The 25,429-nt window shown below is 63.0% G+C and carries 21 protein-coding genes; 6 read left to right on the top strand and 15 right to left on the bottom strand.

Annotation, left to right across the window (positions count from 1 at the left end):
* Window positions 1–16: 16 nt before the first annotated feature.
* The 5 genes from Thiowin_RS14260 to Thiowin_RS14240 form a co-directional block, all read right to left on the bottom strand.
* Window positions 17–1,405 (bottom strand): efflux RND transporter periplasmic adaptor subunit, encoded by a 1,389-nt coding sequence (locus Thiowin_RS14260; RefSeq protein WP_328983672.1) that lies wholly within the window; start codon window positions 1,403–1,405, stop codon window positions 17–19.
* A gap of 41 nt (window positions 1,406–1,446) precedes the next feature.
* Window positions 1,447–1,845 (bottom strand): HVO_A0114 family putative DNA-binding protein, encoded by a 399-nt coding sequence (locus Thiowin_RS14255; protein ID WP_328983671.1) that lies wholly within the window; start codon window positions 1,843–1,845, stop codon window positions 1,447–1,449.
* Window positions 1,842–2,144 carry a toxin-antitoxin system TumE family protein gene (locus Thiowin_RS14250; RefSeq protein ID WP_328983670.1) on the bottom strand — a complete coding sequence of 101 codons (303 nt, stop codon included), beginning with the start codon at window positions 2,142–2,144 and terminating at the stop codon, window positions 1,842–1,844. The genes Thiowin_RS14255 and Thiowin_RS14250 overlap by 4 nt, the downstream gene beginning before the upstream one ends.
* A 231-nt stretch (window positions 2,145–2,375) precedes the next feature.
* On the bottom strand, window positions 2,376–4,790 hold the full coding sequence (locus tag Thiowin_RS14245) for an ABC transporter permease (RefSeq protein ID WP_328983669.1): 2,415 nt from the start codon (window positions 4,788–4,790) through the stop codon (window positions 2,376–2,378).
* 19 nt (window positions 4,791–4,809) lie between these two features.
* The gene (locus Thiowin_RS14240; protein ID WP_408034218.1) at window positions 4,810–5,577 is read right to left on the bottom strand and encodes an ABC transporter ATP-binding protein; all 768 of its coding nucleotides are present in this window, start codon (window positions 5,575–5,577) and stop codon (window positions 4,810–4,812) included.
* Between the two features lie 290 nt (window positions 5,578–5,867).
* Here Thiowin_RS14240 and Thiowin_RS14235 point away from each other — a divergent pair, with 290 nt between their 5' ends.
* From Thiowin_RS14235 to Thiowin_RS14220, 4 genes are all read left to right on the top strand, one after another.
* Window positions 5,868–7,160, top strand: a complete 1,293-nt coding sequence (locus Thiowin_RS14235) for a sensor domain-containing diguanylate cyclase (RefSeq protein ID WP_328983667.1) — start codon at window positions 5,868–5,870, stop codon at window positions 7,158–7,160.
* 205 nt (window positions 7,161–7,365) lie between these two features.
* Complete coding sequence (locus Thiowin_RS14230) at window positions 7,366–7,665, top strand: HvfA family oxazolone/thioamide-modified RiPP metallophore (protein WP_328983666.1); 300 nt, start codon at window positions 7,366–7,368, stop codon at window positions 7,663–7,665.
* 87 nt (window positions 7,666–7,752) lie between these two features.
* Window positions 7,753–8,634, top strand: coding sequence for an HvfB family MNIO-type RiPP peptide maturase (locus Thiowin_RS14225; RefSeq protein WP_328983665.1), 882 nt, complete (start codon window positions 7,753–7,755; stop codon window positions 8,632–8,634).
* 28 nt (window positions 8,635–8,662) lie between these two features.
* On the top strand, window positions 8,663–9,451 hold the full coding sequence (locus Thiowin_RS14220; protein ID WP_328983664.1) for an HvfC family RiPP maturation protein: 789 nt from the start codon (window positions 8,663–8,665) through the stop codon (window positions 9,449–9,451).
* Here Thiowin_RS14220 and Thiowin_RS14215 read toward each other — a convergent pair.
* The 10 genes from Thiowin_RS14215 to lptM all read right to left on the bottom strand — a co-directional run bounded on the left by Thiowin_RS14215 (window position 9,425) and on the right by lptM (window position 23,397).
* Complete coding sequence (locus tag Thiowin_RS14215) at window positions 9,425–12,562, bottom strand: efflux RND transporter permease subunit (protein WP_408034217.1); 3,138 nt, start codon at window positions 12,560–12,562, stop codon at window positions 9,425–9,427. The two genes, Thiowin_RS14220 and Thiowin_RS14215, sit on opposite strands and share 27 nt — an antisense overlap.
* Before the next feature lie 41 nt (window positions 12,563–12,603).
* Window positions 12,604–13,929, bottom strand: coding sequence for an efflux RND transporter periplasmic adaptor subunit (locus Thiowin_RS14210; RefSeq protein ID WP_328983662.1), 1,326 nt, complete (start codon window positions 13,927–13,929; stop codon window positions 12,604–12,606).
* 181 nt (window positions 13,930–14,110) lie between these two features.
* Window positions 14,111–17,275, bottom strand: a complete 3,165-nt coding sequence (locus tag Thiowin_RS14205) for an efflux RND transporter permease subunit (RefSeq protein ID WP_328983661.1) — start codon at window positions 17,273–17,275, stop codon at window positions 14,111–14,113.
* Between the two features lie 12 nt (window positions 17,276–17,287).
* A complete protein-coding gene (locus Thiowin_RS14200; protein ID WP_328983660.1) occupies window positions 17,288–18,397 on the bottom strand; it encodes an efflux RND transporter periplasmic adaptor subunit in 1,110 nt (369 codons plus the stop codon).
* 63 nt (window positions 18,398–18,460) lie between these two features.
* Entirely contained in the window at window positions 18,461–19,444 is a 984-nt protein-coding gene (locus Thiowin_RS14195) for a tyrosine recombinase XerC (protein WP_328983659.1), read from the bottom strand.
* The gene (locus Thiowin_RS14190) at window positions 19,437–20,165 is read right to left on the bottom strand and encodes a DUF484 family protein (RefSeq protein WP_328983658.1); all 729 of its coding nucleotides are present in this window, start codon (window positions 20,163–20,165) and stop codon (window positions 19,437–19,439) included. The genes Thiowin_RS14195 and Thiowin_RS14190 overlap by 8 nt, the downstream gene beginning before the upstream one ends.
* Window positions 20,162–20,992 carry a diaminopimelate epimerase gene (gene dapF, locus Thiowin_RS14185; protein ID WP_328983657.1) on the bottom strand — a complete coding sequence of 277 codons (831 nt, stop codon included), beginning with the start codon at window positions 20,990–20,992 and terminating at the stop codon, window positions 20,162–20,164. Before dapF ends, Thiowin_RS14190 begins: the two co-directional genes overlap by 4 nt.
* A 57-nt stretch (window positions 20,993–21,049) precedes the next feature.
* The gene (locus tag Thiowin_RS14180) at window positions 21,050–21,760 is read right to left on the bottom strand and encodes a class I SAM-dependent methyltransferase (protein ID WP_328983656.1); all 711 of its coding nucleotides are present in this window, start codon (window positions 21,758–21,760) and stop codon (window positions 21,050–21,052) included.
* An 89-nt stretch (window positions 21,761–21,849) separates the two neighbouring features.
* Window positions 21,850–23,190: a diaminopimelate decarboxylase gene (lysA, locus tag Thiowin_RS14175; RefSeq protein WP_328983655.1), complete on the bottom strand. Its 1,341-nt coding sequence runs from the start codon at window positions 23,188–23,190 to the stop codon at window positions 21,850–21,852.
* A gap of 18 nt (window positions 23,191–23,208) precedes the next feature.
* The gene (lptM, locus tag Thiowin_RS14170) at window positions 23,209–23,397 is read right to left on the bottom strand and encodes an LPS translocon maturation chaperone LptM (RefSeq protein ID WP_328983654.1); all 189 of its coding nucleotides are present in this window, start codon (window positions 23,395–23,397) and stop codon (window positions 23,209–23,211) included.
* Window positions 23,398–23,402: 5 nt separating this feature from the next.
* Here lptM and Thiowin_RS14165 point away from each other — a divergent pair, with 5 nt between their 5' ends.
* A complete protein-coding gene (locus Thiowin_RS14165; RefSeq protein WP_328983653.1) occupies window positions 23,403–23,780 on the top strand; it encodes a hypothetical protein in 378 nt (125 codons plus the stop codon).
* A 325-nt stretch (window positions 23,781–24,105) separates the two neighbouring features.
* On the top strand, window positions 24,106–25,407 hold the full coding sequence (locus Thiowin_RS14160) for an MFS transporter (protein ID WP_328983652.1): 1,302 nt from the start codon (window positions 24,106–24,108) through the stop codon (window positions 25,405–25,407).
* Window positions 25,408–25,429 lie beyond the last annotated feature (22 nt).

Raw genomic sequence — 25,429 nt, 5'->3', positions numbered from 1 at the left:
ATGACAAAGACCCTCCTCAAACGCTTGCCTGCCTGGTCGAGGGCGTGGGTTGGCTCGGGCTAACCTTGTCGCCATCCTTGAGCGTCTTGGGTGGTGCGACCAGCACCAAGTCACCAGCGCTGAGTCCATCGGTCACCTGGACCTGGCGATCATTGCCGATACCTAGGACCACTGAGACAAGCTCGGCCTTGCCTGCAATTGCCCGATAGACCTGCCAGCCGCCATCGCCCGCGCGCAGCAGCGCCAGGCGCGGGATGCTCAAGGCGTTCTCGGCCTGGTCGGTGAAAATACGTGCCTGCACCCTGTAGGCCACGCCAAGGGTACGCCCGCTGTCTTGCAGCCGCTGCAACTCGCCCTCGCTGAAATCGATCATCACAGTCACCCGTTGCTGATCGACGCCGAGCGATGACACCTTGGTGAAGCCCTGGGGATCAACCCGGCTGACCCGGCCTTTGAGTGCCAGGTCACCGAGGACGGCGCCGGTGATCTCGGCCCCGTCGCCCACTCGCACCTGGCCGGCGTCGTCGCTCAGCAGGTCGAGACTGACTTGCAGGCGCGCGGGGTCGCCCAGGGTGAGCAGCTCGGTGCCGGCGGGCAGCACGCGCTCGCTTTCAACCAGACGGGAGAGCACCAGGCCATCCCGGGGGGCGCGAATCAGGGCGCGCTCGAGTCGATACGCGGCGATTTTCAGGCGCGCCTCGGCGGCGGCCTGTTGTTGCTCGAATACCCGCGCCTCAAGTGTCTTGCGCGCCAGATAGCGGCGAACATAGTCAGGCCCGAGATCGGAGATCTTCTGAAATACCTCGACAATCTGTTTATTCAGCCGCGCCACCGCGAGGTCGACCTCGGCCTGGGAGCTGTCGGCCTTGGCGCGACGGTATTTTTCCTCCGCCACCGCGCCCTGTTGTTTTAGCTTCTCCTCGGCCTCCTTCCACCAGTCGGTGAAAGCGGCGTTGGCGGCATTGGCCTCGATCAGGGCGGCGGCGGATTCCTCCACCTTGGCCATGGCGGCGATCCATTGTTTGGCCTCGGCCAGCACGGTTTTTTCGAGCGCGTTGTCGGCGAGCAGATTCAATTGCGCCTCGATGGCGGCGACCTCGGCGCGGGCGGCGGCGGCCTGGGCTTCGAGCTCGGTGGTATCGAGCCGCGCGAGCACCTCGCCTTGCTTGACCGCCGTGCCTGGCTCGATGGTGATGGGCAGAATCCGGCCATCGACCGGCATGGTCAGGCGGGCGATGCCAGACACACTGGTGCGCGCGCGATCCGCCACGGATGCGCGAATGGTGCCGGGCCTGACCTCGATCACGGCCACCGGCGGGCCGGGTTGGAGGATGGAATAGGCGATGCCAGCCGCGACCAGCACGACGGCAATGGCGAGGCTGATGATGAGCTTGGTGTGTGTCATGGGTGTTGTTGTCCCGCTTGTCTGATTTCTCCGAGGCTGTCTTAGGCCGCTTGCGCGTGATCGGTGCTCTTGTGATCCTGTTGCTGGTGACCGAGGGTGACGCGAATTTCAATCGCATCCCAGGGAATGAAAAACCGCCCGGCGTTGTCTTGCGCAATCAGCTCCCAGGCGATCAATTGGTCAATATCCTTGTCCGTGCTGGCGCGGTCGTGATACGGGGCAGCCATTAATGCTTCAGCCGGTGCCGGCCCCATGGTTTCGAGCCGTTCGAGCAGGGCGAGGCGCGCGGGAGTCAAGGCGCGAAAGAGGTGTGCGGTGTCGGCGAAATTCAAATAATAGTCCGCATCGCCCACCGGCTCGCCGGCATCAAGACGCTCCGCGATCCGCATGGCACGCGCCTGCATGCTGTCCCATGGTTCGACGCTGATGATGGCTTTCATGATTGGCCCTCCAGGAATGCGGCGACATCGGCTGAGAAATCGGCAAGCAGTCGCGGGAGCGAGATAAACCGATAGGGTTCTTCATGGTCTCCACGATGCACATGATCGCCTTTACCGCGTTCGTTATCGTAGCGCACCAGGCATTCACCAGAGCCTTGTCCGCGACGACCGCAGTACAGTCGATATTTAAGGCCATGTGGAAAGTCTGGCGAGCGCTCGGGTAAGGCCCAGACCACCCGCTCGATGATCAGACCGCCGGTGAAAAGCTTGCGGTCACGTAAAATCTGACGCGCGGCCATCTTAGGCGCCTATTCGCATCGCTTTCCGCATGTTATACCCATCGCAAATCAGTTTTCGGTTTTGGGTCGGGCGCCGGGTGCGGGGGTCTCGGCGGCATGGATGCCGCCGTGAAGCCTACAGAGAAGTATTCACGGCGCCCCCCGCCACCGGCGCCCGGCCCAAAACTCGCCGAAATCCCATGTGGTTTAGGTATATCCAGGCTCCTAGTCGTGCACCATTGAATGGGACGCCTACTCCTTCATCGCCAAGGCCTGGTTCCAGGGCATGCGATCAATGCGATGCTGGACAATCCATTGGCACAGCAGTACGAAGATCACCGCCATGGCGATGGACCAGAACCAGCCCGAGGCGGTGATCACCGTGGGCATGCTGTAGAGGTCGTTTTGATACTGGCTGTTCATGCCCAGTGTCATCCAGTAACCCAGCGGCAGGCCGAGCAGAATGCCGAGGCCGTTCAGCACCAGGCTTTCGCGCAAATACATGGCGCCGACCTCGCCGGGGCGATAGCCGAGCACCCGGTAGGTGGCCAGTTCGCGCTGGCGCTCGATCAGGCTGATCAGGGCGCCGTTCAAGATGGCGCCGAAGAAGATTACCGCCGCGAACAGGATCATGACGTTCAGCATGCTGCCCATCTTGACCACGAAGGTCTGCCACATGTTGGCGCGCACCGCGGCCATGTCCTGTACACTTAGCAGGGTCGGCAGGCGCTTGAGTTCGCGATAGAAGGCGTCGCGCGTGGCCGCGTCCTGGGCGACTTTCAGCCGCACGCTGGAGACGGCGCCGGATTCCGTCACCAAGGCATTGAGCCAGTGATAGTCGGCATAGACGCCGAGCCCGAACAGGCTGTCGACCAGACGTGCGACCGGCACCCGCCGGGGCGTCTGGGTGCCCTTGCTCGGCAGAATCCAGACCGCGTTGCCCGGCTCCACGCCGAGATTTTCGGCCAGACGCTTGGCCATCAGCAGACCACTGGCGGGAATGGGCACCGCATGGCCGTCGGTATCGCGCGGCACCGTCAGGATGGCATCGGGGGTGACGCCGAGGATGGCGCCCTTGTGATGATGATTGGCGTTGACGAAATCCACCGCGAGCACGAACTGGGGCTCGGCATGAATAACGCCGGGCAGGCGCGCGGCCTCAATCAGCGCGCCGGCGTCGAGATCCGCGCGGAAGCTGATGCTGTAATCGGCCAGCATCACCTTGTCGAACTGAAACAGCACCATGAATTTCAGTGAGTCCAGGCTGCCATAGGTGCTGACCAGCAGCGAAGTCCCAAGCGCCGCGGCCAGGATGCTGACCACCGAGCGCATGCGGTTGCGGAACAGACTGCGCAGCGCCATCTGCCAGAAAAAGCCAAACCGCCGCCACAGCGCAGGCCAGCGCTCGAGCAGGATGGCGCCACCCACCGGCGGGGGCGGCGGACGCATGGCCTCGGCTGGCTCGAGTCGCGCGACATGGCGCACCCCGCGCCAGGAGCCGAGCACCGCGAAGCCGATCGCCACCGCGAGCGAGAGCAGCATCAATCCCGGATACAGGCGCGCCGTCAGGCTGGGGAAGGTGAAGAACTGGCGATAGAAATCCGTCAGCGCGGCGGCCAGGCCCAGACCCAACAGGATGCCGAGCACGCCGCCGATCAGCCCGACGATGACGCCGACCTGGATAAAATGGCCAAAGATGGCGCGGTTGTGGTAGCCGAGCGCCTTCAGGGTGCCGACAATCACCCGCTGTTGTGCCGCCAGGCGAGTCATGAGCACATTGAGCACTAGGGCGGCGACGCTTAAAAAAATCAGCGGAATGATGGCCGCCATGGTGGCCAGGCCGCCGAGCTCGGCGGTGAGGTTGAGGTTGGAGCCCTGTTGCGCGCGCGGGGTGAGGGCAAAGACCCCGAATGGCGCGAGCAGTTGGTTGATCTGGCGCAGCACCGGCTCGGGATTGGCGGCGGCGGCCGGGTCCCCGGTTTGGATCAGCTCTCCGACCAGGCTGTTGGCGGCGCCGGCCATGTCGAGGCTGTTCTCGGCGAAGCGACGCGGCACATAAAAGACGCCGAAATTGGCCGGTTCCGGCAGAATGCCGCCGGGCGGAATCAGATACACGAACTCCGCCGAGATGCCGATGCCCACCACCCGCAGCGCCTTGCGCTGGCCGTCGATGATCAAATGCACGGCGTCACCCGGCGCGAGCCCGCGCTGGGCGGCGAACTCCCGCGAGACGATGGTCTCGGCCGCGTCCGGCGCGCTGAACCACTGCCCGCTGGTCAGTAACAGATCATTGATGACGCCTGTGCTTGCCCCGGTCACGCCACCGGCGCGCGCGCCCGGCATGCTGATCAAGCGCCCGGCGATGGGCTCGATGACCCCGGGTAGATCGACAATCACCTCCGCGGTGATGCGGCTGCGCAAGGCGGCTAGACCTGGGATGCGTTCAACCGCCGGCAGGGCCGCGAGGGGGACTTTTTTCACGTCGATCCAAAAATCCGCCATGCGGCACTGGGCGTAATAACCATCGCGCGCGGCGCCGAGGTTGTTGGTGGTGGACTGAAAGCCCACCAGGGATGCGATGCCGAAGGCGAGAATGGCCACCACGGCGGCCAGCATGCCGCGGGCGGCGACGAAATCCCGCCGGAGTTTGCGCGCTAGAACCTTCATTGGGCGCGTGTTGGCCGCGTCACCAACTGAGATCCGCCGCGCTGACCCGCTGGGCGTTGCGTCTGGTCGTGATGCCGTCCATGGTCAAGTGCAGCACGGCGTGGGCGAGGCCGGTGACGGGCGCGGCATGGGTGACGATGACAATGGTCGTGCCCGTCTCGTCGTTGAGCCGAGTGAGCAAATCCAGCACCTTGCGCCCGGTGGCGGCGTCGAGCGCGCCGGTGGGTTCGTCGCAGAAGACCACCAGGGGTTGTTTGGCCAGCGCCCGGGCGATGGCGACGCGCTGCTGCTGACCGCCCGAGAGTTGCGAGGGGAAATGATCCCGCCGGTCGTCCAGGCCCACCAGCCGTAGCGCCTCGGCCGGGTCCATGGGATTGTCGGCGATCTGAGTGGCCGTCTCGACATTCTCGAGCGCCGTGAGCGTCGGCACCAAGTTGTAGAACTGAAACACAAAGCCCACGCTGCGGCGGCGGTACTCGGTCAGTGCTCGATCGGACAGCGTGGCGAGATTCTGCCCGCCGCACCAGACCTCGCCCGCGCTCGGGCGGTCGATGCCGCCGATGATGTTGAGCAGGGTGCTCTTGCCAGCGCCGGAGGCGCCGAGAATCACCGTCAGCTCGCCGCGGCGGATGTCCAGATCAATCCCGCGCAGCACCGGGGTTTCGACATCGCCCGAGATATAGGTCTTGTGCACATCGACGCAGCGGATGGCGATGTCCGGGGCCGCCGATTCCCCTGGTGGCGAATCGATCCTTTCTGACTCTGAAAGCGCTGAATCCGAACGCATGGTCATGGCTCGCAGTGCTGTCGTTCCCAAGGGATGCATCTCGATTCCTTTGGGGTTCGATTTGGGGCCACCAGGAGGCGATCCCGGGGCAATCCACATGCTCCACTATCGGCTTGCGATCAACAGCTTAGCAGGGTTGTGCCACCAGCTGATTGACGGTCATCAAAAGCGACGTCAAATCGGCACGTCGCTGCCCGCGGGCTGCTATAGTTCGAGCGCAAGATCCGGCTAGTCTGGCTGGCCCGCGCCCTCGACCCTCGCGCTCCTAGCTCACACCCCCCAATGCCAAGATGAAACTCTTACTCAAACCCTGGTTGGCCCTGGCAATCTGGACGGTTCTGGTCATGGGCTCCCTGGGGTGGAATCTGTATCAAGCCCAAGCCACCCGCGCCGAGCTGTCGCTTAAGACCGCGCGCTCCTTTTTTGACCAGGTGGTGCTGACCCGGCGCTGGAACGCGCGCCATGGCGGCGTCTATGTGCGGGTAACCGATGAGACCCAACCCAATCCCTACCTCAAGATTCCCGAGCGGGATATCCGCGTGTCGGATGATGTCATGCTCACGGCGGTCAATCCGGCCTATATGACCCGGCAACTGGCGGAGATTGCCGCGCAGACCAATGGTGTGCAGTTTCATATCACCAGCCTGGATCCCATTCGCCCGGAAAACCATCCGGAAAGCTGGGAACGCCTGGCCTTGCGGCGCTTCGAGCAGGGGGCGACGGAAATCGGCCATTTCATTCAAAACGGCGAGCGGGAAGCCTATCGCTACATGGCTCCCTTGATCACCGAAAAGCCCTGTCTCGACTGCCATGCCGACCAAGGCTACGAACTCGGCGACGTGCGTGGCGGCATCAGTGTGACGCTGCCGGAGGTTCCGGCCCTGCCGTGGCTGTCGCTGACGCTGAGCCATCTGCTGATTGGTCTGGCAGGTGGTGGGCTGATTCTGCTCAGTACGCGATTGCTGCATCAGGCGCATGATCGCTTGCGCCAACAAGCAGTGTTTGACACCCTGACATCCATCCCCAACCGGCGCTATTTTATCGAGAACCTGGTCGAGGAGTTCCGTCGCGGCCGCCGCCAACGCTCGCCGCTGTCGCTGATTATTTGCGATATCGACAACTTCAAGAGTTACAACGACACTTTCGGCCATTTGGCCGGCGATCGCTGCCTGCGGGCCGTGGCCCAGGCGCTGCAGGACGGGCTCAAGCGTGGCGGTGATTTCTGCGCCCGCTATGGCGGGGAGGAGTTTGTCGTGGTGCTGCCGGATACGCCGCTGGCGAATGCGGTCAAGGTGGCCGAGGACATGCGCGAGGCGATCGCCGGTCTGGGCATGCGCCACCCTGGCGCCAATGAGGGCATCGTCACCATCAGCATGGGCGTGGCCACCGATGATCCGAGTAATCCCGATCATGAGGCGTTGATAAGGCAGGCGGACGAGGCGCTCTATCGCGCCAAGCAGCTTGGGCGTGATCGGGTCGAGGCGCACCATCCAGATCGATTGGCAGAGGTGGATGCCGCCGCGGAGTCCCTGGCCGCGGCGACTCATGCCGGGCTAGGGATCCAGAGTGGGGATCCAGAGTAGCTAAGCGGGGCGGTTTGGCTGGGGTTATGGCGAGCGTCTAATCCTGACTGCGATGGTCGGAAAAAATTGCGTTTTGTCATTGGATCGGAAAAAATCGCCGCCACTCATAGCAGCTGAGAGGACGGCGCTGAGCAATGAGGCCGTGGCTGCTCGCTTCTATTTCTGCAACCCTCGGTTTTTACTCCAAGCAACAGGACTCTTCGATATGAATCAGAACTTGACGCCCATCTCCGCCCTGGTTGGCATCGCGCTGGCCGGCTCCCTTGGTCTGGCCCAGGCTGAAGGTAACCCCTTCGCGGCCCAGGATATGAACGGGGGCTACATGCAGCTTGCCGAGGCGGACTCCGAAGGTAAGTGCGGCGAGGGCAAATGCGGCGGCTCCGGTGGCGACAAGGATGATGGCAAGGGAGACGAAGGCAAATGTGGCGGTGCCGATGACAAGAAAGGCGATGGCAAGGACGGCGAAGGCAAGTGTGGTGAAGGCAAGTGCGGCGGCGGTAACTGATCGCGCTCAGTCAGCCGCTGATTGCCAGGCAATGCCTTTTCTCATGAGCTGTTCCCTTGAATTGTTATCTCCGTGAATGGCTAGCCAATGAGTAGCCGCCTGCAATCACCGCTGCATGGCGCTGGTCTCGGCCTGCGGCGCTCGTTTTTGAGCGCCCTGGTCGAGTCACCACCCGCGCGGCGGGTGGATTTCTACGAAATCGCGCCCGAGAACTGGATCGGCTTCGGCGGTCGCAAGGGGCGGCTGCTGCGCTCACTGACTGAGCAATTCCCTTTTGTCTGCCATGGGTTGTCGCTGTCGATTGGCGGTCCGGCTCCGCTTGATACCAATTTTCTGCGCCAGGTCCGGCAGTTCCTGGACCATCACGGTATCGCCGATTACAGTGAACATCTGACTTACTGTGCCGACGGTGGTCAACTCTATGACCTGTTGCCCATCCCCTTCACCGAGGAGGCCGTGCATCATGTCGCCGGGCGCGTGCGTCAGGCACAAGAGATCCTAGGGCGCCGCATGGCGCTGGAAAACGCGTCCTACTATGCGGCCCCGGGACAGGAAATGGCGGAGATTGACTTCATCCGCGCGGTTCTTGCCGAGGCTGACTGCGACCTGCTGCTTGATGTGAACAACATTTATGTCAACGCCATCAATCATGGCTACGATGCGCTGGCCTTCTTGAGGGCGTTGCCTGGCGAGCGTATTCGTTACGGCCATATTGCTGGGCACTACGTGGAAGCCGAGGATCTACGTATCGACACTCATGGCGCGGAGGTCATAGACACGGTCTGGGATCTGCTCGACCAGGCCTATCAGACATTCGGTGTTTTCCCGACTCTGCTTGAGCGTGACTTCAATATTCCGCCACTGTCTAACTTGCTGCGAGAAGTCGATCAGGTGCGCGAGATTCAAGGCCGTCATTCGTCACCACAGGCACGGCCCGCGGCCAAAGCAGCCCTGGCCGCCGCTGCCTAAGACCCGGAGTCCGTTGCTGGAGAGGCAAATGTGTAGATCCAGCGCTCCCGGCTTTCTGGAGCAGCAACTGGCTTTTACCGCGCACCTGCGCGATCCGGGCCAGACACCCGCGCCGGCGGACATAGAAGACAGGCGCATGGCGATCTATCGCGACCTGATCTTCAATAACGTCGCCTCCCTCCTGGCTGGCAATTTTCCCGTGGTGCACCGATTGCTCGCGCGCGAGCACTGGCGCGAACTGGTGAGGGATTATCTGCGCCGCCATCGTGCCGTCTCGCCGCTGTTTCCGCAACTGCCGCGTGAATTTCTCGACTTTCTGAGTCAGCAGCGTGTTAATCACCCGGATGATCCGCCCTTTCTACTCGAACTGGCCCACTACGAATGGGTGGAAATGGCGTTGCAAATCGCCGATGCCGAGCCAGTGCCCGCCGGACTGATGGCCGATGGCGACCTGCTTGAACAACACCCCGTGATTTCATCCCTCGCCTGGCCCTTGAGCTATCGCTATCCGGTGCATCGCATCGGCCCGGATTTCCAGCCCCAGGCGGCGCCGGAACAGCCGACTTATCTGCTGATCTACCTTGACTCAGGTGAGCAGGTGCGCTTCATGGAGATCAACGCCGTCACCGCCCGCCTGTTGCTGCTGTTGCAACAGGAATCGGATCTCAGCGGGCAGGACGCCCTTGTCCGTATCAGCGAGGAACTCGGTCACCGACAGTCGCAACAGGTGATTGCCTTCGGCGCTGGCCTGCTGGCCGATTTGCGCCAGCGCGGCGTGGTGCTTGGTACGCTAGATCCCATGGGTCTTGCTGCTTAAACGCGCGCTTAGGCGCTCGCGCAGCCAAAGCAAGCGATGATGGATGCTCTCATGCACTGACAGCAGTGCCGGGATACCCAGTAGCACCAACAGGGTGGAGAAGGCCAGACCGAAGGCAATGGAGGTGGCCATGGGAATCAGGAATTGGGCCTGGTAGGAGCGCTCAAACAACAGCGGAGTCAGGCCGGCGATGGTAGTCAGCGAGGTGAGCAGCACGGCGCGCAGGCGCTGGCATGAGGCTTCGATTAGCGCCCCCTGCACCGCCATGCCCTCGCCGCGTAGGCGCTGGTAGAAGCTGACCAGGATGATGGAGTCATTCACAACGATGCCGGAGAGGCCAAACATGCCAAAGAGCGACAGGATGGTGAGGTCCATGCCCATGATCCAGTGGCCAAAGAAAGCTCCGCTAATGCCAAAGGGGATGGCGGTCATGACCACCAGCGGCCAGCCGTAGGAGGCAAAAACCCAGGCCAGGATAATGTAGATGAGCACCAGCCCCAGCAAGGCGCCCTTGCGCATGTCGCTCAGGGTTTCGCGCTGATCGGCCGAGCGACCCTCAAAGGAATAACTGATGCCGTGGCCGCGCGCCAGCTCGGGTAGGGTAGCCTCCTCGAGTGCCGCCACAATCCGATCAGTATTGGCGCTGTTGGTGTCTACATCGGCGGTGATTTCAACAGCCAATTTGCCCTCGGCATGGCGCAGCACCTCAAAGCCCTGGCGCGAGCGCCACTCGGCCACCGCGGTCAGCGGCACGGATTCGCCATTTGGGGCGCGAATGTTGAGCCGGTAGAGGCTCGCGAGGCTGTCGCGCTCCGCCGCTGGCAGGCGCACCCGCACCTCGACCTCATCCGAGCCATCCTGAAAAATCTGTACCAGGCGCCCGTCATAGGCGGTGCGCAATTGGTTGCCGAGATCAGACACCGTTAGTCCAAGCGCCTCGCCCGCCGGAGTGAGTGAATAGATCAGCTGTTCGCGGCCATAGGCCATGTCGTCCTCCACCTCCAGCACGCCGGGCACGCCAGAGAGGGTCTCGGATAGATCAAGCGCCGCCGTTTTGAGCTGCTCGGGATTGTTGCCGGTCAGGCGGATGGTGAGATCGCGCCCGGGCGGACCGACCCGACGTGAGGTGATGGTCAGATGCTCGAGGCCGGCAGGCATGTCGAGATGGCTCCGCCAGGCGCGGATAAATTCGGGATTGCGCACCTCGCGCTCATCGGGCGGCAGCAGTTCGACCTGAATGGCGCCGAGCTGGTCAGCCGCGGCGCGCGCCCCTGGGCCGGCCTTGGAGCCATGATAGGTCACCGCCAGGTTGATCAGCCGGCCGGCATCGAGTGACTGTTCAGCCGCGTAGAGTTGCTCCTCGAGATGCTCGAGAAATCGGTCGACGGTCTCACGCGGGGTTCCGGCGGCGAAGGTGGCATTGGCGTAGATCACCTGCGGCTCGGGCGTGGGAAAGAAGGTGAAGCTAATCCGCCCGCCGGCGACCAGGCCGATGGCGATGATCAGCAACGCCAGGGAACTGGCAATGGTGGCGAAGCGATGATGAATGGAAAAGGTCGCGAGCGGGCGGAAGATCCGGTCGCGGAAGTGGTCGAATGCGCTGTCGAGCCAGGCACGAATGGAGTTTGGTTTGACCTTGTGCGAATGCACAAAGGCATTGCGCAGATGGCCCGGCAGGACCAGGAAGCTCTCGACCAGAGAGGCGATGATGACGGCGATAATGACCGAGGGGATGGCGATGAGGATATTGCCGGTGCGCCCGCCGACCAGCATCAGCGGCAGAAAAGACGCAATGGTGGTGAGCGAGGAGGCAATGACGGGCGCCATCATGCGCCGCGCGCCACCCTCGGCGGCGAGCAGCGGGTCCTCGCCCATCTGGTAATGCGCGAGCGCATCCTCGCCCACCACGATGGCGTCATCAACAATGATGCCCAGCGCCATGATCAGCGCCAGCATGCTGATCATATTGATGCTGCCACCGGTCAGCAGCATGATGAACAGGGTCGCGGCAAAGGACACCGGAATGCCCCAGGCGACCCAGAAGGCCACCCGCCCGGTGAGGAACAGATACAAGATCGCCACCACCAGAATGAGGCCACCCAGCCCGTTGTTGACCAGCAGCATGATGCGGTCGCGGATCAGGGTCCAGGACTGGTCGTAGGCTTGCAGCTCCACGCCGGGGGTGAGTGTCGCGCGCGTATCCTTTAGCCATTGATCGAACACCTTGGCCGCAGCCAGCGAGTCGCCGGTTTCCGCTCGCTGCACGATCAACTCCACTGCGGGTTGTTCGCGATAGCTGAGTTCCACGCTGCCGTCGCTTGGGCGACGCTCCACCCTGGCGATGTCGCTCAGGTTCACCCGCAGATTCGGCTCGGTCACCACCGGGAGGCCGGCAAATTCAAGCGGATCGCGGCGCTTGTCGAGGCTGCGCAGTTCGCGCGCGCCCTCGCCGCGTCCAATCGCGCCCGCCGGCAGGTCGCGACTGAAGGCCGCCACCCGATCACCGATTTGCGCCAGGCCGAGATCCAGTTCCTCCAACCGGGCGTTGTCGATCTCGATGCTGATCTCTTCCTCGGGCAGACCGTTGATGTCGACCTTGTCAATGCCGCGATCAATCAGCTCGGTTTCAAACCGTCGCGCCAGTTTGCGCAGCTCGTCGGGCGAATCGGGTCCGGTGATCAGCAGCCGGGCAACCTGCTCGTAGCGGGTGACCAGGGCGACCTCGGGTTTCTCGGCATCCTGTGGAAAATTGCGAAATTCATCGACAAAGCGACGCACCTGATCGAGTGCCAGCAGCGGGTCGGTGCCTTCCTTGAACTCCAGGGTGATGGACGAGAGTCCCTGACTGGAGGTCGAGGTCATCTTGTCGAGATTATCCAGGGTGCGCAGCCGCTGCTCGAGCGGATTGGTGATGCCGTCTTCGATATCCTCCGCGCTGGCGCCGGTCCAGACCACGCGCACCGTGATGATGTCGAGGTCAAAACTGGGGAAGAACTGCACATTCAGCCGGTCGATGGCGAAAATGCCCGTCATCAGCATGATGACCATGAGCAAATTGGCCGCGACCTTATGATGGGCGAACAGCCCGATCAGATCCGACTTATGACCCATGGGGACGCCTTGACCTTTGGGCGCGGCCTGCCCGGACGCGCTCACTCCACAACCTCCACCCGCAGGCCATCAATGGCGTTGGGTAGATGGGTGATGACAACGCGATCTCCGGCGGTCAACTCAGGCGAGCGGACCAGGGCCAGTTCGCGCCCGTCGGCGCCAAGGCGGGTGCCGAGCATGTCGATGTCCACCGCGCGCATGCGCAGCAGGGGACTGGCGGCTTTCTCTGTCTGTTGTTGCTTGTTCTGTTGTTGCTCGTCGGGCCTTTCCTGGTCCAACCCGGCGCCGTCGTCTTGGGTTTGCGCTCGCTGTGCCTGGATCTCATAGACCCGCTCGCCGCCATAAACGGCCGCCATGGGCAGGGCCACGGCATCACTCTGGGCGTCTCGTGCCAGGCGCAGGGTCAGCAGTTGGCCGATGCGGACCAATTCGTCATGGTTTGTGATTTGAAACAGCCCATCGATGCCGCTCGCTTGCGCCTCGCCATCGAGCCGCGCCAGGCGCAGTTTCACCTCGGTGCCAGCAACCTGTGCGGACGCCGAGAGCACCTGCCCCGCGTTGAGCGTGGCGAGAATCTCATCCTGATAGGGCGCCGGGATGCGCGCGCGCACCTCCAGGCTGGCGCGGGCGTAGAGTGTCAAAAGTACCTCGCCACGCGAGACCTGGTCCCCTTCGGTGACATCCACATTGGCGATGACGCCGTCATAGGGCGCGGTCAGTCGGGCCCGCTCGTACTCCAGTTCGAGTTGCTCGAGTCGTGCCTGGGAGCTGGCCAGTTTGGCCTGCAGGCCGCGCAGCCGGCTGGGATGATCGGCAATGCTCATTTTGCGATTGGACACCGATAGCGCCTGCTGTGCCTGCTGCTGCTCGGCCTCGTCGAGCGACTGCTCGGCACCGACTTTCTGCGTTTTCAGGCGCTGCTGACGCTCCACGCTCTGGCCCGCCAGCTCGAGCAGGCGTTGTTCCTGCTCAAGCGCCAGCAGGTCGGTTTGGTGGCGGTTGTTTTCGCTCTCGATGCTGGCTTGGAGTTCCTCGACCTCGGCCCGTGCTTGGGCAATGCGTGGTTCGAAGTCGCGCGGATCGAGCGCGATCAGTACATCCCCCTGGGCCACCCGGTCGCCATCGCGCACGGCCACCTGTTCCACCCAGGCATTGGCCGAGGCGGTGAGGCTAAGCAGATCGGGCGTTTCGACTTGGCCATAGAGGGTCAATTCAGGCGCCAGGGCTTGCGGCTTGACTCTTTCGACCGCCACCCGCCACACCCGCTCCTGCACCTTGGGCGGTGGCTGTTCGGGTTTGGTCGCCTTGAGAAAACGAAACAGGCCCAGTGCCCCGGCAATGATGAGAAGCGGGAGGAGGAGAGACAAAAGTTTTTTCCAAGGGAGCGTCATAAATGCGACTACCGACACAAGAGAGCCAGGCGATAAAAACGATAGACCAGCGACAGTCGCGCCGGCGTGATGAGGGACATTCCACTAACAAGCTCGAGATGCGCGCTCGCGGTGCCCGGCCAAGGGTTTTGGCATCCTGCATGACCAGCTCAAGCGACTAGCCCGTTGCGCCCAGAGTCCGCAACACTCGTGTGTTGATTGCCTGGGCAAGACGGTCACCGAGCACCAGCAGGCAGGGTGTCAGGATCAGCGTCAGCAGGGTGGCGACACTCAGACCACCGACAATGGCGCTGGCCAGCTGCGTCCACCACTGAGTTGAAGGGGCACCAAAGCGAATGCCGCGGCCGATGAGGTCGATGTTCATGGCCAACACCATGGGCATGAGTCCAAGCACCGTGGTAAATGCGGTCAAAAAAACTGGGCGCAAGCGACGGCGGCCAGTTTCCAAGGCCGCGACAATGGGATCGGGGTGCTCAGCGCGCAGGCGATTGTAGGTATCGATCAGGACGATATTGTTATTCACCACAATGCCGGCGAGCGCGATCACTCCCAGGCCGACCATCACAATGCCGAAGGGGTTGGCGGTGATCAGCAAGCCAAGCAGCACGCCCGCGGTGGAAAAGACAATGGCCGAGAGCACCAGCAGGGCCTGGTATAGGCTGTTGAACTGAGTGACCAGAATCAGCGCCATCAGGAAGATCGCGCTGATGAAGGCATTGGTGAGGAACTCGGCGGCTTCGCGCTGATCGGCGTCTTCTCCCTTAAAACGAATCTCAACCCCCGGTGGCTTCTCGGCGGTAGTCAGGGCTTCGCGCAGGCGCTGCAATTGGCTGTCCACCAACTGACCGGGTGCGACATCGGCCTGAATGGTCATGGCACGCCGGCCGTCGACCCGATGCAAGGTGCCAACCTTGGGCGCGGGCGTTAGGCTGACGAAGTTGCTAATAGGCACCATGCCGCCGGCGGTCGGCACTGTTAGGGTGTCGAGTTGATCGAGATGGCGGTCGTTGAAGGGGAAACGCACGCGAATGTCAACCTCGTCATCGCTGTCATCCGGTCGGTATTCCGAGAGCAAAATTCCCTGGGTCAGCATTTGCACGGCATTGCCGAGCAGAGCGATGTTGGCACCATCGCGCGCGGCGCGTTCGCGATCGACCCTCAGGCGCCACTCGATCCCCGGCAGCGGGCGATCATCCTCCACATCGGCAAAGCCGCCGAGCTGGTCCATCAGTGCGCGCACCTGCTCCACCACCGGGCCAATCCGCTGGGTCTCGCGCGCGCTCAGTTCGATCTGGATTGGCTTGCCCTCGGACGGGCCGCCCTCGGCGGCGCGGGTTTCGACCAGGATACCCGGGATGTCGGCGGTGCGGGTACGAATCTCCTGCAAAATGGCGTCCGCCGGGCGGCGCTTGAACCAATCGATGAATTCAAGCTGAATGGTGCCGATCACATCCTCGGCCGCCTGATTCATGCCGCTACTCTTGTGGTAGGACCTGGCGTAAATGGCGTCCAGCTCTGGCATGTCGAGGATGCGGGCTTCCACTTGGCGCAGAATTTGGTCGATTTCCTGAATCGACAGATCCCCACGCGCATGGACCTGCACCAGGGCAAAGTCGGGTTCGACCTCGGGGAAGAACTCCACCCCCTTGCCGAAGTGCGCATAGGCCGCATAGGAGGCGATGAGCGCCAGGACTGCGACGCTCAGGGTTTTGCCGGGATGGTGCAGCAGCCGTTCCAGCACGGCCAGATAAAGGCGCAGAGCCGGGCTCTCGGCATTGGGAGGCGAGTGGGTGGCTGCGTGGGGTGGGGAAGCCGCCAGAGTCGCATCCGCGTGGCTTCCCGTGCCTTGTTTCCTCCCGCCGCCCAGGGTCCAGCCCAGCACCGGCAGAAAGATCAGTGCCATTGTCAGCGAGGCCGAGAGCGCGATCAGCACCGTGATGGGCAGGTATTTCATGAACTCGCCGACAAGTCCGGGCCAATACAGCAGGGGGAAGAACACCGCCAGGGTCGTGAGAGTGGATGCGGCCACCGGCCAGGCCATGCGTTTGGCCGCACCGGCATAGGCTGCGCGCGCCCTCTGGCCCTGTTGCAAGCGTCGGTCGGCCAGCTCGGTGACCACAATGGCGCCGTCCACAAGCATGCCGACCACTAGGATGAGGCTAAAGAGCACAACGATATTCATGGTGTAACCCATGGCCTGCAGCACCAGCATGGTCGCCAGAAAGGATCCCGGAATCGCCAGTCCGACCAGCAGCGCCGAGCGTGGCCCCAGTGCCGCGATCATGACCAGCATGACGAGCACAATGGCCGAGAGCACATTGTTTTGCAGATCGCCCAGCATCTCGCGGATGCGGTCGGACTTGTCCTGCATGAAGGCCACCTGAAGCGATGCTGGCCAGTGAACGCGCTCTTCCGCGACAATGGCGCGCACCGCGGCAATGGTGTCGATAATGTTGGCACCGACGCGCTTTTTGACCTCCAGGGTGACCGCCGGCTGCCCGCCAACACGGGCAAAGCCCTGCGGGTCCTTGAAGCCGCGGCGAATCTGTGCCACGTCGCCGAAAGTCACCACCTGCCCGTCCGCGACCTTGACCGGCATCGCCAGGACATCGGTTAGATCTTCAATCACGCCCGGCACCTTGAGTACCAGCCGCCCGGCGCCCGTTTCCAGCGCGCCGGCCGCGACCAGGCGGTTGTTGCTGGAAATGAGATCGAACAACTCGCCATAGCTGACGTCATAGGTGTGCATGACAGCCGGGTCGACAAGAATCTCCATCAGTGCTTCCCGGTCACCGCCGATGTCAACCTCCAGCACGCCGCTCAGAGCTTCGATGCGGTCTTTTAGATCCCGCGCGATCCGCACCAGCCCGCGCTCGGGCAGCGAACCGGACAGCGCGATGGTGAGCACCGGAAAGAGGGCGACATTGACCTCGTGCACCCTGGGTTCCTCGGTGGAAGCCGGCAGCTCGGCCTTGGCGATGTCGACGCGCTCGCGCACATCGGCGAGCGCCTTGCGGCTGTCGAACCCAGCGAGGAACTCAAGCTGCACCGAGGCGAAGCCCTCGCCGGCGGTGCCGGTCATCTCCTTGATGCCCTCGATGCTTTGTAATTCCTTTTCCATTGGGCGCACCAGCAGGCGCTCGGCATCCTCGGGCGCGATGCCCTCGTGCGTCATGGAGACATAAATGATGGGCACAGTGACATCGGGCTCGGCCTCCTTGGGAATGCTCTGGTAGGCACTGGCACCGGAGATCAGCACAAAGGCGAGGGTGAGCAGCACGGTGCGGCTGCGCGCAAAGGCCAGATCGATCAGGAAACCCATGGGATAGTTCGCTCAGGAACCCTTCTCTTGCAGGACTGGCTCAACCTGCTCGCCCTCGCTGACAAAGCCTTGACCGCGCGTGATGATGCGCGCCGTGGCGGGCAGGCCCGAGACCCACAGGCCGTCGGATTCGGTGCGCAGGAGATCTACGGGGACAAAATGCACCCGGTCCCGCGCATCGAGAGTGCGCACGCCGATCTCACCCTGGTCGTTTAAGGTGAGGACGGCGGGAGAGAGAAAATGTCCGTCCATCTCGCCGGTGCGAACGCGCATCTCAATGCTGAGGCCGCTGGCAAGGCGCCGTTCTGGATTGGGCACCTCGGCCTCGATGCGGAACGCGCGGGTTTTTTCATCCGCCACTCGGGAGATGTATATCAGGCGGCCTTGTGCCTGAGTGCCATCGAGGAGTTCGACCGCCACGGCTTGGCCGATGGCGAGCGCGCCAGCGCGCTGTTGTGGCACCTGGGCCGTGGCCTTCAGGCGGGAATTGTCGACCAGCTCCAGAATGTCATCCCCATGTTGCAGCAGGCTGCCAAGCTCAAGGTCGCGGCGTTCGACCACGCCGGCAAAGGGCGCGCGTATTGCCAACCGCTCGATCTCCAGCTGCAGGCGCTTGGCCTCGGCGCGGGCGCGGGCCAGCTCGGCCTGGGCTGACTTGGTCTGGGTTTGCGCCTGCATGCCCCTTTGACCCAGGGTTTCCGATGCTGACACTTCCAGTTCGCGCGCGGCCACATCGGCCTGCGCCCGGGCGAGCTGCGCCGGGCGGTCATCCTCGGCCAATTCAACCAGCAGGGTGTCGGCTTCGACCCAGGCGCCCTTTTGCACCGGTAGCGCTGTCACCTGTCCCTCGACCTGGGCACGCAGCCTCACCCGCCGCCACGGTTCGAGCTGCCCCTGTAAGGCGATCTCCTGGGCAATGGGCCGCGCCTGGCTGTCGATGACCAGCACCCGCAAGGGGGCAGGGGTCTGCGTGCTGTCGTTTTCTGGTGTCTGCTGCTCGGGTGTGCTTTGGTTGAGCGTGCCAGAAAGCATCCATAAGGTCACTATAAGCGCCAACGCCAGGGCCAACGCCAGCGATAGGCTCACCGGGCCTTTGGCCTGGCGCGGTGTCCCTGCGTTCATGGCCGGGCTAGTCTCTGTCGATCCTTTCAACACCGTAGCGAGTGCCGTCCTCGTTAGGTAAGCCTATTTCTTGCGCTTGGCGCGCGGATGCGCCTGGTCGTAAACGCGCGCTAGGTGCTGGAAATCGAGATGGGTGTAGATCTGGGTGGTGCTGATGTCGGCATGGCCAAGGAGTTCCTGCACCGCGCGCAGGTCGCCGGAGGATTCCAGCAGATGGCTGGCGAAGGAATGGCGCAGCATGTGCGGGTGCAGCGGGGTGTCTGAGTGGCGGGCAATGGCCCACTGGCGCAGGCGTTGCTGGACGGTGCGCGGATGAATGCGCTGACCTCGCGAGCTGACGAACAGCGCTGGCTCATCGCTGTCGGCGAATTGACCGCGCACCCTCATCCAGTCCGCGATGGCTTTCAGGGCCTGGCGGCCAATGGGAACGCAACGGGTTTTGGAACCCTTGCCGGTGATGGTCAGCAAGGGGTCGCGCGGGTTGATGTCGCGGATGTCGATGGAGACCAACTCTGCCAGGCGCAGGCCGGATGAATACAACAGCTCGACCATGGCGGTATCGCGCAGGTTGAGCGGATCTGAGTATAGGGTCGATGGTGTCGCGGTGCCAGTGCCAGTGCCGCAAACCTCAGTGTCCGCACCATGGCCAGCGCCTGAGCTGGCCTCGGCGTCAAGCATGGCGCTCAGGCGGTCGGCATCCAGGGTTTTTGGCAGCACCCGCGCCTGTTTTGGGGCGCGCACACCCTGGGCGGGATTGTGCTCGACGATCAGCTCACGCATTAGGTAAACAAAGAGCCGGCGCAGGGCGGAGAGTTCGCGCGCCAGGGTATGACCGGCATGGCCCTGGCGATGGCGTATGGCTAGATAGGCGCGGACATCGCGCTCCTGTAATGCCGGCCAGTTGGCCTCGGGTTGCAGGCCTTGGTACCAGGCCAGAACACGTTCGAGGTCGCGCCGGTAGGCATCCAGGGTATGAGGCGAGAGCCGGCGCTCGTTGGCGAGGTGACTCAGAAAGCGCTCAAGCAGTGCGCGGGCGGTTTCAGTCATGGTGCGCGAGCGCAAGCTCGATCAGCTTGGCGCTGATGATGTCTGCGAGGCGCTCCAGTGCGACCGTGCCCATGTCGGCGGTGAAGTGATCTGGATCGCGACTGGCAATGGCGAGCAGTCCGTGCATTTTGGGGCCGCGCAGCGGGATCAGTGCCGCCGAACGCAAATGGTCCGCCTGGCCGCCGAACAACTCAGTGTATTGGTCCGGGGTCAGCGGTCCGCATTGACAGTGGTCAAGCTCGACGAGTTTATCGATGCCCGTGGTCGCCGTGGTCCGGGTGCGGGGTACATTGTCTCGGGAATCTTTCGGCGCATGTGTAGGTGGATCGCTCTGGGGCTCGTCCGTTAGCGGGGATGGCAGCAAGGCGACTGCCTCGGCGCCAAACTCAATCCGCAGTTCCATATCCAGAATGTCCTCGACGTGCTTGACACTGCGAGCCAGGATCAGCTTAGTGGTCAACTCGTGCAGATGCTTGGACAGGGACTCATACTCACGCGCGCGCTCGACCAGGCAGACGAGGCGTTGGCGCTCCTGGGCGATTTGTTCGCGCAGCATTGCTAGTTGCCGCTCAACCAGGGAGACGACGCCATCGCGACCATGGGGAATGTCCATCTTGATCAGCAGCCGCGGATGGCGCAGCAGCAAGTCCGGATGCTGATCCAGATAAGCGACGGCCATGGCCTCGGTCATGGTGTCATCTGGTGCGGAATCAGGCGTCATAAGTTTATTTCTCCGTCAAAGACCAGGCAGGCCGGACCGGTCATGGTGACAGTTTCCTGGTGTCCGGGCCAGCGCACGATGAGATCGCCGCCGGGCAGGGTGACCCGCACGTCCTCGCCCAGTTCGCCCCACAGGCGGCCGATTACCATGGCGGCGCAGGCGCCGCTGCCGCAGGCTTGGGTTTCGCCGGCGCCACGTTCCCAAACGCGCAGGCCGATGTGCTCGTCGTCGAACACCTGCATGAAGCCGACATTGGTGCGCTGTGGAAAGAGCGGCGAGTTTTCGATCTCGGGTCCCAGGGTGGTCACGGGTGCGCTCGCGAGATCGTCCACCGGGACCACCACATGGGGGTTGCCCATGGAGACCACGCCAATGCGCCGGGACTGAAGGCCGGTACCATGATTGTAAGCCGGCGCGCGCTGATCGGTCAGAAAAGGAATAGCCCGGGGTTCGAACCGCGGCAGGCCCATGTCGACCCGCACCTGACCGTCGTCGAGCAGGTAGAGCTCCAGCAGACCGCTTTTGGTGCCGACTTGCAGCCGGCGCTCGTCGGTCAGGCCCTTGTCATGAACAAAACGCGCGAAACAGCGCGCGCCATTGCCACATTGGCCGACTTCGGAGCCATCGGCATTGAAGATGCGGTAGTGGAAGTCGGTCGTGGGTGTTTTGGGCGGCTCGACCAGCAGCAGTTGGTCGCAGCCGACACCACGGCGGCGGTCAGCCAGCCGGCGGGTCAGTTCCGCGGTCATGGCGACCTGCTGGTTGATGGCGTCGATGACGACGAAGTCATTTCCCAGTCCGTGCATTTTGGTGAATTTTAAGCGCATTCCCACTCTCTCATTCAAACATCCCCATGCGGGCACTCCTCCTTCAGGAACTCCCATTCAGGCAGCCACATTCCGGTCGCATCGATTTGGCAATTGGCCCCAAACGGCAAGATGACGATCACTGACCACCCGCACCTCGAGCGCGTCGGCAAGGCCGGCGTCGCGCAATTGCGCCTGCACCTCGGCCGGCTCGAAGGCGGCACGCAGTGACTGGCGAAAATCCGCTCGCAGCACCTCGGGTTCATTGGCGGCATAGGTTTGAATCAGCGCCTCGACCCAACTCGGCTCGGGCGGGCGCATCAGGTCCATGACCAGGACAAAGGCGCCAGGACGACCTAGCTGCCCGAGGCTGTTCCAGAGCACCTCGGGTTGATGCAGGTGATGCAGCAGGCTGTTGGACAGCATCAGATCAAAGCACTGCTGCCCAAGGCTTGGGTCGGGAATGCTTGCCTGCACCAGCCGCGCACGGGAGTGAACATCCTCAGCCGCGTCGAGCAGGCGTTGGGCCTCGGCCAGCATGGCGGCGGCGCCATCGACGGCGGTACATTCAGCCTTGGGCCAGGCGCGCAGAAAACGCAGCACAATGTCCGCTGGCCCGCAGCCAAGATCAATGGCCTTGCAGCCGTCACGCCGGGCCGGGCCGCGCTCGGGCCAGTGCTGTTCGAGCAGGCGCATGAATAAGTCGTTCGAGTGGCGAAAATCCGCTCGCGCATAGGCCGTGGCCTGCAGGGCGGTGTCCATGAGTTCGGGTTCGGGGCGACGCTGCATGATCGACAGGAATAAGGCTTGTGACGGATGGGCTGGGCGGCTGGGCCCGGGCGGCTAGAGGCTGGGCGGATGGGCTTGGGTGGATGGGTTCAGTCTGGCGCGGGTGGCAGGCAGGATTCGCCAGCAAAGAGATCAGCAAGGCGCTCGCGCTCGCGCACCAGATGCATCTGGTCGCCATCGACCATCACCTCGGGCGCGCGCGGGCGGCTGTTGTAGTTTGAGCTCATCACAAAGCCATAGGCGCCGCTTGAGCGCACCGCGAGCAGATCGCCCTCTGCCAGCGCAAGCTCGCGTGCCTTGCCAAGGAAATCCCCGGTTTCACATACTGGCCCGACCAGATCGACGCGTTGGAGCTGGCCCCGATGCTCATCGGGGTTCTCATCGCGGTTTTCATTGGCGTTCGCATCTGGGCTCTGGCTTGGGCTCAGGCCTGGGCTGTCGCCGTCATGCGCGCGAACCGGGACGATCTCTTGGCGCGCCTGATACAAAGCGGGGCGGATCAGGTCGTTCATGGCCGCATCCACAATAGCGAATTTGCGCTCGCCATTGCGTTTCAGATGCTCAACCCGGGTGAGCAGAACACCGGCGTTGGCGGCGATGGCGCGTCCGGGCTCGAGCAATATCCGGTAGGGGCGCTCGCCGAGGCGCTCAAGCAGGGCGCTGACATAAGCGGCGGGCGAGGGCGGTTGCTCATCAATATAACGCACGCCCAGGCCGCCGCCGAGATCCAGGTGTTCAATCCCGATGTCAAGGTGCTCGAGTTCGTCGGCCAATGCCAGCACCCGCTCGAGCGCGGCGACAAAGGGCGCGAGTTCGGTGAGTTGGGAGCCGATGTGGCAGTCGATGCCGACCACCCGCACCCCGGACAATGCGGCCGCTTGCTGGTAAACGGCGAGGGCCTCCCCGATGGCGATGCCGAACTTGTTCTCGGCCAGACCGGTGGCAGTGTAGGGATGAGTGCCGGCGTCGACATCCGGGTTGACGCGCAGCGACACGGGCGCGACCCGTCCCTGGGCGCGAGCTATGGCATCGATGCGAGCAAGCTCGGCCGGGGACTCCACGTTGAAGCAGTGGATGCCCACCTCAAGCGCGCGTTGGATCTCGTCCCGGCGCTTGCCGACGCCGGAGAAGACCACCCGCCGGGGGTCGCCGCCCGCGGCCAGAACCCGCTCCAGTTCGCCGACCGAGACGATGTCGAAGCCCGAGCCCAGGCGCGCCAGCACATCAAGCACGGCGAGATTGGAATTGGCCTTGACCGCGAAGCAGATCAGATGATCGCGCCCGGCCAAGGCGGCATCGAAGGCGCGCCAGTGGCGCTCCAGCGTGGCGCGGGAATAGACATAGCAGGGAGTGCCATGGCGCTCGGCAATGGCTTGCAGCGGCACGGCCTCGGCATGGAGGTCGCCGGCTTTGCGGATAAAGTCATCCATGCGACGGTTGTAATGCGATTACGACTGGCTGAGTGGGTCGGGTGCGGGCACCTTCGGCGCCTTGGGGTCGGGCAGATAGAGATCGCCCTTTTGGCCGCAGGCCGAGAGCACCACCACCAGCAGGAAAAACAGACCCGCCCGCGCAAAGGTGCCAGGGGTTGCGGGTAACCTTGGCGGATAGGAGTGCGCGGGGGGCCTGATTGTCATGAGTCTTGATCCTGAACGAATGTGAAACTTGGGTGTTGGCGTTGAGCTACTCGGGCTCGCTACAGCTTTGCGCGCGGCAGTCCGAGCGCGTGCATGTGCACCTATTGATTGTCGGAGTCCCTGTTGTCCGTTTTGGATTGGCCAAGGAGTTTGAGCACTTGATCTTGGAGTTTTCTGGCGGCTTCCGGTTGCGGAACATTCCAGCCAATGAAGGCGCCGGCAGCCACGCAGAACAAAATGAGTATCAGCATGCCCATGATAGTGTCCTCTTGTTGGTGTGGTGGGTAAGCGTGCGAGAGGCAGAGCACGGCAGAGGGGCCAAGGCCGAGGCAATGATGCCGCCAACCCACCGCCCCTTGGTGCTGAGCCGAGAGCGATTCTAACACCAACTAAAGGGAATTCCTTTGCCGACTGGCTGGCGCGAGCCCGCGCCTGGCTGGTAGCCCGCACGTCGCGGCGGCGTATTGGTTGGTGGAGCGCGCACCCTGCAAGGCGGATTTGCCGCAACCCGACGCTCGGGGTAATCTGCCGCGTCCGCGGCTTTGTTCTGGAACCTTGTTTGAGGTGGGGACAGGCTGGAGGTGGGGCGAAGTCACGGCGTCTCCCGTGATCGTCGTCTGGCAAGCTTCCGAGGATGTTTCCAAGCACCTGAAAATAAAATTTTTTTGGGCATTCAAGGCATAACCATCATCACTGGCTCTCCCAACCATGAATGACAGTCCACCCTATCGTATTGGCCCCATCCAGCTTGCACCAGGTGTTCTGCCGCGCCATGGCTGGAGCTTTTTCGTCGCTGGTTTTCTGTCCATTGGATTAATGACCTTCATCAACGTTGGTCAGACCTATGTGCTGAACGAACATCTTGGAGTGCCGGAAGCGGAGCAAGGCGGGATCAGCGGCAATCTGGTGTTCTTGACCGAGATCGTTACCCTGCTGTGCTTTCTTCCCGCGGGGATTCTGATTGACCGCATCGGGCGGCGTTCCATTTATGCCATCGGGTTTCTGATGTTGGCGCTGACTTACCTGCTTTATCCTCTGGCGCAGTCGGTTGACGCGCTCTTTTATTTTCGTGCCATCTATGGTCTTGGCGTGGTCGCTGTCGCCGGCGCCCTGTCAACCGTGCTGGTCGATTATCCAGCCGAGGCATCGCGTGGCAAAATGGTCGCGCTCATCGGCGTGCTGAGTGGCTTGGGAATCGTTTTCACCAATCAGGGTTTTGGCGCCATGCCCGAGGCACTGATCAAGGCTGGCTACAGCGGAGAGCTGGCCGGGCTTTACACCCACCTGATGGTCGCGGGGCTCTGCATGCTGGCGGCGGTGTTGGTCATGCTGGGGCTCAGACCGGGTATCCCGACCCACCGCGATGAGCGGCCTTCGGTCATGGCCTTGTTCAAGGGCGGATTCGCGGCGGCGCGCAATCCGCGTGTGGCCTTGGCCTATAGCGCGGCTTTTATCGCGCGCGGCGATCAGTCCGTCAATGCCATCTTCCTGATCCTCTGGGGCACCCTGGCCGGCAAGGCCGCGGGCATGGACGCGGGAGAGGCGGTGAAAAATGGCACCCTGATTTTCGTCATCGCACAGATTTCCGCCCTGGTGTGGGCGCCCATTCTCGGTCCACTCATGGACCGCATCGATCGGGTCAGCGCCTTGGCCCTGTGCATGGTCCTGGCGGCGATTGGGAATCTATCCTTGCTGCTGCTGGATGACCCACTGGCTGGTCATGGGATTATTTTTTATATCCTGCTGGGTATTGGCCAGATTAGCGTGTTCTTGGGTGGGCAGTCGCTGATCGGGCAGGAAGCCCCGCCGGAAAGTCGCGGTTCAGTGCTGGGGGCGTTTAACATCTCGGGCGCGGTCGGTATTTTGCTGATCACCTTGGTCGGCGGGCATCTATTCGACGCCATCGATCCGCGCGCGCCATTTGTCGTGGTGGGCGCCATTAATATTCTGCTGTTTTTCGCTTGCCTGGGCGTGCGGTTGCGTACCGGCCCGATGCTGGCGCGCGCTTAAGCGGGTCTGAGACCGCGATGGC

Origin of the sequence: Thiorhodovibrio winogradskyi (genome assembly GCF_036208045.1) — a bacterium.
Lineage (GTDB): Bacteria > Pseudomonadota > Gammaproteobacteria > Chromatiales > Chromatiaceae > Thiorhodovibrio > Thiorhodovibrio winogradskyi.
Note: the sequence above shows the minus strand (reverse complement) of the source record. Positions and strands in the feature narration are given on the sequence as shown.

Excerpts from the sequence above, each read along its gene's own strand:
- Thiowin_RS14200 (WP_328983660.1), bottom strand. The coding sequence starts at position 18,397 with ATGAACGCAGGGACACCGCGCCAGGCCAAAGGCCCGGTGAGCCTATCG.
- dapF (WP_328983657.1), bottom strand. The coding sequence starts at position 20,992 with ATGCGCTTAAAATTCACCAAAATGCACGGACTGGGAAATGACTTCGTC.
- Thiowin_RS14230 (WP_328983666.1), top strand. The coding sequence starts at position 7,366 with ATGAATCAGAACTTGACGCCCATCTCCGCCCTGGTTGGCATCGCGCTG.
- lptM (WP_328983654.1), bottom strand. The coding sequence starts at position 23,397 with ATGACAATCAGGCCCCCCGCGCACTCCTATCCGCCAAGGTTACCCGCA.
- Thiowin_RS14255 (WP_328983671.1), bottom strand. The coding sequence starts at position 1,845 with ATGAAAGCCATCATCAGCGTCGAACCATGGGACAGCATGCAGGCGCGT.
- Thiowin_RS14215 (WP_408034217.1), bottom strand. The coding sequence starts at position 12,562 with ATGGGTCATAAGTCGGATCTGATCGGGCTGTTCGCCCATCATAAGGTC.
- Thiowin_RS14195 (WP_328983659.1), bottom strand. The coding sequence starts at position 19,444 with ATGACTGAAACCGCCCGCGCACTGCTTGAGCGCTTTCTGAGTCACCTC.
- Thiowin_RS14180 (WP_328983656.1), bottom strand. The coding sequence starts at position 21,760 with ATGCAGCGTCGCCCCGAACCCGAACTCATGGACACCGCCCTGCAGGCC.
- Thiowin_RS14220 (WP_328983664.1), top strand. The coding sequence starts at position 8,663 with ATGTGTAGATCCAGCGCTCCCGGCTTTCTGGAGCAGCAACTGGCTTTT.
- Thiowin_RS14240 (WP_408034218.1), bottom strand. The coding sequence starts at position 5,577 with ATGCGTTCGGATTCAGCGCTTTCAGAGTCAGAAAGGATCGATTCGCCA.
- Thiowin_RS14235 (WP_328983667.1), top strand. The coding sequence starts at position 5,868 with ATGAAACTCTTACTCAAACCCTGGTTGGCCCTGGCAATCTGGACGGTT.
- Thiowin_RS14225 (WP_328983665.1), top strand. The coding sequence starts at position 7,753 with ATGAGTAGCCGCCTGCAATCACCGCTGCATGGCGCTGGTCTCGGCCTG.
- Thiowin_RS14245 (WP_328983669.1), bottom strand. The coding sequence starts at position 4,790 with ATGAAGGTTCTAGCGCGCAAACTCCGGCGGGATTTCGTCGCCGCCCGC.
- Thiowin_RS14205 (WP_328983661.1), bottom strand. The coding sequence starts at position 17,275 with ATGGGTTTCCTGATCGATCTGGCCTTTGCGCGCAGCCGCACCGTGCTG.
- lysA (WP_328983655.1), bottom strand. The coding sequence starts at position 23,190 with ATGGATGACTTTATCCGCAAAGCCGGCGACCTCCATGCCGAGGCCGTG.
- Thiowin_RS14190 (WP_328983658.1), bottom strand. The coding sequence starts at position 20,165 with ATGACGCCTGATTCCGCACCAGATGACACCATGACCGAGGCCATGGCC.
- Thiowin_RS14260 (WP_328983672.1), bottom strand. The coding sequence starts at position 1,405 with ATGACACACACCAAGCTCATCATCAGCCTCGCCATTGCCGTCGTGCTG.
- Thiowin_RS14160 (WP_328983652.1), top strand. The coding sequence starts at position 24,106 with ATGAATGACAGTCCACCCTATCGTATTGGCCCCATCCAGCTTGCACCA.
- Thiowin_RS14250 (WP_328983670.1), bottom strand. The coding sequence starts at position 2,144 with ATGGCCGCGCGTCAGATTTTACGTGACCGCAAGCTTTTCACCGGCGGT.